The 818-nt window shown below is 60.1% G+C and carries 1 protein-coding gene; it reads right to left on the reverse strand.

The window, feature by feature from the left end; genetic code table 11:
• Positions 1-818, reverse strand: an 818-nt coding sequence (locus GHO25_RS25660) for a Tn3 family transposase (RefSeq protein ID WP_153393392.1), incomplete at both ends; no start/stop codon positions are given.

An 818-nucleotide genomic window follows, 5' to 3' on the forward strand; every position in this document is an offset into this window, starting at 1 on the left:
TGGTCGCTCGACGCCGAATTTCTGCCCATCAACGGCACCGTACAACGAATCGAGGTCGAACGAGTAATGCGGGAAGATCGGCAGTGCGGCGATGGCGTTGCTGATGCAATCGTTGGCCACATGTAGCGTCGCCTGGCGCAGGTACTGCTGGTAGGTACTCTCCAGGACGTGGTACGGGATGTCGCTGGTACGTGCCATAACCTGGTTGCCGTGGTTCATGGCTTGGGCAATGATCACCGCCATCAGACAGACGGCGTCGGCTACCTTCTTCGCATAGCGTGGCTGCAATGGTGTCAGCGCCGACAGGAACTGGCACTGGCCGTTGACGAAGCGAAACACGTCGGCGACATCGCAGTATGGCAGTTGCTCGTAGAGAGCTTGCTCGCGCGCCTTCTGGTTCTCCCCCTTGGGCTTGCGCCAGGTCAGTCTCTGCGTGTCCTTGTCGTATTCCAGGTGCGTCAGCTTGCCCTGTTTCAGCTCGCGATTGAACGCCACCCATTGCGCACGCAACTCGGCCGCCAGTGCATCGAGCTGGGCACTGACCGGCTGCCGCAGGAAGGGGATGTCCATCTGCGCGAGCACGGCGGCTTTCTCGTCCATCGAAACCAACTCGTCGGACAAATGCCGGTGCTGCAAGCTGTCGTCAATGTAGAGCTCGCCCGCCTGGAAGCGTTTCCTGACCTGACGGTAAAGCCAGAATTCGTAACGATCGGCATGCAGGCCTGTCGGCGTGCCTTCGGCATCGAACATCAGCAGGTACGGACGCAAGCGTTTCGGCAGCGTTGCCGCCGGACATTCGTCGAGTGGCCGTTGTGATA

It is taken from the genome of Pseudomonas sp. FSL R10-1350 (assembly GCF_009600525.1).
GTDB lineage: Bacteria > Pseudomonadota > Gammaproteobacteria > Pseudomonadales > Pseudomonadaceae > Aquipseudomonas > Aquipseudomonas helleri.